Here is a 5,257-nt window from a genome sequence, read left to right on the forward strand (position 1 = left end):
ATCTTATTCAGTATGACAAAGATACAAAAGTATTTCCCCCTAAACGAATCAAACAGGCTTATACTGTAAATACGTTTTTTAGGAAAGAATAAAGGGATTATTTTTACTTATCCCTTTAGGTGGAATGAAAGATACTGAATAGAAGTGTTCTTTAGGTGGTAAAAAGTTATCTAAGACTTTTCTATATTATCAACAGTTATATAAAAACTCTGGGGCTATATCTGAACCGTTAGCCCATTCAATTGTCCAACCTGTCACTTTAAAATTACGGAACAAATTTAAATCTTTCAGGGAAGAAAGAACTTGCCCCGTTAAATGGGATTCCAAATCAACGGTCTTACTTCTTCCGTCATTGAAAGTAACGGCTATTTTATAACCATCAATATATTGTGCATCTATAACCCAAATTAACTGCAACATTGTTTCTTACTTTAATGGTTCTATTTTTTTTAAGTTTTGATTGGATTCTATACGCTTCCAGTTCTCTATTAATTCATCCTTATGCAAGTCCAACCATTCATACTCACACCCAAATAAATGAAAATTATTATCAAAAAATATTACCATCCCATGTCATTGCCTTGGAGATGAGAAGATAAAACTTCATTAACTTCTTATATATCAAGATGTTTTATGAGGACATATTTTAAAAATTATTTCAAGAGTATCATTAAAACCTGTGTAATCAGCATCAGCATCAATACTACTAGCAAAAGCCAATTTATCTGCATTATTTTTAAAACTAAATAATACTGGTGAGGTATGTGGTACATAAGCTCTTTTATTTTCTGGAATGTTAGAATCTTGGAGTAGTAGTTCTGTTGATAAATAACAATATTTGGGTTCATCATTAACAAAGTTTTTTCTAAAAATAGGTGGTTGTAGACAAAAAACATATACATCATATTTTTTATGCTTAAGTACTTCCTTATCACCTATCATTTCTATGTTGTAAACCGTTGAGAAATCTTTTTTAATTTTATTATATTGTTTTTTACCTCCTTCATCATTATCAAAAATAGCTATTATTTTCTTATTCATAGAATTAATTTTCGGTATATGCGATGTCAAAAAACCATATAGGCTATCAGCTCCTTCGCCAATAACTGCTCGTTGCTTTTGGTCTGCATCCTCTGCAAAGCAAAAATCTTGCATTCTATCTGGATTCAATTTTGTTATTGCTTTTCTAAATAAAATTCTATCAGATTTGCCTTCAAACAATAATAGTACTTTATTAAGATTATGAATTAATTCTATATTCTCTTCAAGTAATTTACAATCTTGAACAAATTTATCATATACATCTTGTAATCCAGCCAATAATTCATAAATACCTAATTCAGATTTTAATTCATTATCTGAAAATAAATCACTTTTAACATTTATAATATTAGATTTTTCATCCTTAATGTAAACTCTATATCTACTTATTTTTTTATCTTCTAAAGTAATAAAATGGAAAGAATGTGAAGATATGAAAATCTGATTTTTTAAACAGTATTCTCTTAAAAAGTCTTTTGCAAGGGCAGAAGTCTTAACGTATTCACAAGATGTTTCAGGCTCATCTATTGCCCAAATATGCCATTTATTTTTTTCTATAGTTGAGATGAAGTTAAGAATAGAAGGTATATACTGCATACGCACACCATCCCCTCTATTAAATAAAGGGACAGCATTTTTATCTTTGGTATAGGTTTCAACAGATAAACGTCGAGCCAAATCATTAACGCTCGTCGGAATATTTATTGCAGATTCTATTCCCGTAAGAGTTCTAAATGTCAAAGATAAATCTTTAGATAATTCAAGAAGTTTCTGATTAAACGACGCCAATGTTGATTCAAATTCTTCCAAAGAACCAATAGTATTTTCCACTATTGCATTATATAATTCTATTAAAAGTTGATTAAAGCAGCTATCATCTTTAATGGCTGGTATATACTTAAATCTAAAACGATTCAGGTATAAAGACAAACTCGTTTGTGCCTGTTTTTCTGTAATACTCGTATGTGTTTTTAACCATGTTCCTATATCATTTTGAATATTAATTATTTTGCCTGACTTATCCCATATTTTTTTTACACTAAAGATTGGCGGCAAGTTTTTATATGTATCATTATGAAACCATAGTTTTATACTTATAATCTGCTTCTCTCTTTGTTTTTTTATCTCTGCTTTCCTTGCAATATTAAATTCTTTAAAAAAATCGACATCTTTATCATTAAAAAATAAATCTAAAGCCCTTAATACATTTGATTTTCCAACATCATTTCCTCCGGAAAATATATTAAAATCCTCAATGTCTTTAATTGTTTGAGTTTTAATTGAACGATAATTCTTAATTTCAATTTTTCTAATTTGTTTCACAACTCTATATTTAAATCATGGTTGTCACAAAACTAATATTTTATTCACAAAAATAAAAAAACATCATAGAAAAGACCGTCAAGCAAATCATATACATAATAGGGATGGTACCTATTAAATTAGTGCATATGTCAGTATATTCACACCAAGAAATATTCAATCTATAGCAATTTAAAATTAAATATAATATTTATTTGTAAATACAAATATTATCATGGTTTATATACGGTGAAAAATCCTCAAAATATTACCTGTATATACCCACTACGGGAATTTCTCACCGACCTAAGATTGAGGGGCAGAAGTAATCCTAAATACGGATATATTACTTGTGTCTTTAGTTGCACCTATTTTCCCAAAAACAGTTCTATAATATAGACCACTAATAAACGTCTCTAAGATTGGGGACTGGGAATAAACTATTAAATCAAAGAGAAACAGACGCCAATTCCTGCCCAAGAGAACGGACAGCAGTTTCTATTTCTTTTAGTCGTTCTGCGGAAGGTTTCTTTACTCCACAAATATAGCTTGCCATTAGACTTTGACTGATTCCCATTCGGCGGGCTAATTTGGACACATTGATTTCCGGATAAGATTTAAAAAAAGTATATAACTCCGATTTACTATTTACTTCTTTAGAGTGGAAAAAGCCTTCATAGCTTAAATCTTCATCCAATTCTGACCAATGAATACCCATGTTGTCATATTCAAAATGCTGCCTTTGTTCCGCTGTTGCATTACGAAGCCTGTAATAGTCAGCTATCTTTTCTGACTTTATCTGACCATCACTGGTTTCTATATTTACATGAATATCATCCACCCATACTTTGACAACATCTATTTTCATGGCTCTCTATTTATTGAAGTATTCATTCCACTTTTCTACGATAATCTCTGCATTTTCCTCTATAATTGCTTCTGCCAATTTCAATTCACTGGGTTGCAAGCCATTATTTTCTATCAACTTTATTTCAGGCAATACTGAATATTTGGCGTTCTCCTTTACGCTTCCTTTACCTTTTACCACATGTACATGAATAGGTTCATGGTCATTAGAGAAAAACATGAAACGCAGACCAAAGAATATAAAAAGAATAGGCATATTATTATCATTTTAGGATTACTACAAATGTAGGTAATATATTTATTACTTCAAATAAATTTTACGTGTCTATTTTTTGTAGGTGAAAAATTCTCAAAATATTACTTGTATATACCCATTACAGGAATTTCTCACCAACCTGAATTTAATAAGTAGATGTTGTATTTCCAGTTTGCATTTTCTTTTCTTGCAAATAGAAATGACCTGTAAAGCAATATTATTATTACTTTTAGACTTTCATTTTCACGCTTCTTATCATTTATGGAATGGATTAACGATTTTCATAGAAAATGGATAGAACAAAGCCTCCAATCTATAGAGTATTGGAAGAAACATCCTATGTCATTAGAAGATGCAAAGAAACAGCAGGAAATGCTGAACAGGCAAAAAGCGGAGAGAAAAGCAAAACATTCTGAAGCCCAAAGCCTGTTGGGGAAGAGTAGGTAAAAATATTTCTATAATTCTCCTAACTTAGTGCCACCTGATAGCCGTTGTCTGCTATTTCCAGTTTGGCGGAGACTCCCATTGCCTTAAATATTTTGGAAATGGTCGATAAGGTCAAGTTCTTGCCGTTTTCAATCCGTGAAATCTGTGCTTTCTGAACGCCTACCAATTTACCAAGAGCCTCTTGCGTCAAGTTCTTTTCCATTCGGGTACGCTTGATAGCTTCTCCTATCAAAAAGAGATTCAGGTCATTTTCATAGTTATCTCTTACAGGAGTACCAACCTTGCCCAATAAAATATCTTTAGCCTCGTCTTGTGTATAAAATTTCTTTGATGCCATAATATTAAGAATTAATGTCAAAGTATTCTTTCATGATTTCCTGCGCCCTGATTATTTCTTTAGAAGGGGTCTTGTCTGTTTTCTTGATAAATCCATGAGTGGCGATGACCAATACATCTTCCGCCTGACTTTTATCCCAAAATGCCAGTAAACGATATTGTTTACCATTATAGAGCGTACGAAATTCCCATATATCTGTACCCGTCAATTTCTTGAATAATTTAGGGTCTAACGTATAACGCGCCTTGTCTATATTATAGAGTATTTTTTCTCTCGTCTTAGATTCTATACGCTGTAAAAACTCCAACGCATCGGTATAATAGAATACCCTGAATTTTTCAATGACTTTCATTTTTTACCATACAGATAACGGAACAAAGATATAAAAAGTTTCTATATATGGATACTTTTGCAATAATTAAAAATGTGGTGAAAAAATCCTCTCAATCTGACTATATATACCCATTCTTAGAATTTCTCACCAACCTAAATTTAAAAGGTAGAAGCTATCCTAAAAGAATGCTATATATGCTTTGTCTCTTTAGCTGTACTTTTTTCATAGCCCATGACTACATATACTAAATAGAGTGTATTTCCAAGATTGGAAAGTAAATATGACTATTATTTTTTATAGTGATGTCGCATGGAGATAACAATCACTACAACCTGTTCATTCTCTACACGATAGACAATCCGATGTTCCGAATTTATACGTCTTGACCAATACCCAGCCAACTCAAAACGTAAAGCCTCTGGTTTGCCTATACCACTAAACGGATGTTCTGCTATATCCACTAATAGACTTTCTATTTTGGAGAGTATTTGTTTATTACCTATTTTCTTCCAATAAGATAAATCATCCAAAGCCTCCTTAGTAAATCTTATTTCCATAAGTTATTAATATCAACTTTGACTGTTTCCCCATTATTGGCTTGTTCTATACTTTTCCTTAAATGTTCTACATTAGCAGGACTGGACAATAAATATTCCGTTTCAACCATTGAATT

At 31.3% G+C, this 5,257-nt stretch carries 7 protein-coding genes; all 7 read right to left on the minus strand.

Annotated features, from left to right (window positions below; translation table 11 throughout):
* Nucleotides 1-189: 189 nt before the first annotated feature.
* Nucleotides 190-420 (minus strand): DUF2442 domain-containing protein, encoded by a 231-nt coding sequence (locus tag NFR61_RS10925; protein WP_251624058.1) that lies wholly within the window; start codon nt 418-420, stop codon nt 190-192.
* 201 nt (nt 421-621) lie between these two features.
* The gene (locus NFR61_RS10930) at nt 622-2,364 is read right to left on the minus strand and encodes an ATP-dependent nuclease (protein WP_251624059.1); all 1,743 of its coding nucleotides are present in this window, start codon (nt 2,362-2,364) and stop codon (nt 622-624) included.
* Between the two features lie 427 nt (nt 2,365-2,791).
* Nucleotides 2,792-3,211, minus strand: coding sequence for a DUF2442 domain-containing protein (locus tag NFR61_RS10935; protein ID WP_251624061.1), 420 nt, complete (start codon nt 3,209-3,211; stop codon nt 2,792-2,794).
* A 6-nt stretch (nt 3,212-3,217) separates the two neighbouring features.
* A complete protein-coding gene (locus tag NFR61_RS10940) occupies nt 3,218-3,466 on the minus strand; it encodes a DUF4160 domain-containing protein (protein WP_251624063.1) in 249 nt (82 codons plus the stop codon).
* A gap of 466 nt (nt 3,467-3,932) precedes the next feature.
* On the minus strand, nt 3,933-4,250 hold the full coding sequence (locus NFR61_RS10945) for a helix-turn-helix domain-containing protein (RefSeq protein WP_251624064.1): 318 nt from the start codon (nt 4,248-4,250) through the stop codon (nt 3,933-3,935).
* Between the two features lie 4 nt (nt 4,251-4,254).
* Entirely contained in the window at nt 4,255-4,602 is a 348-nt protein-coding gene (locus NFR61_RS10950; RefSeq protein ID WP_251624066.1) for a type II toxin-antitoxin system RelE/ParE family toxin, read from the minus strand.
* 269 nt (nt 4,603-4,871) lie between these two features.
* Nucleotides 4,872-5,141, minus strand: a complete 270-nt coding sequence (locus tag NFR61_RS10955) for a Txe/YoeB family addiction module toxin (RefSeq protein WP_251624068.1) — start codon at nt 5,139-5,141, stop codon at nt 4,872-4,874.
* Nucleotides 5,142-5,257 lie beyond the last annotated feature (116 nt).

Source organism: Odoribacter lunatus, assembly GCF_943193135.1.
Classification (GTDB): Bacteria; Bacteroidota; Bacteroidia; order Bacteroidales; family Marinifilaceae; genus Culturomica; species Culturomica lunata.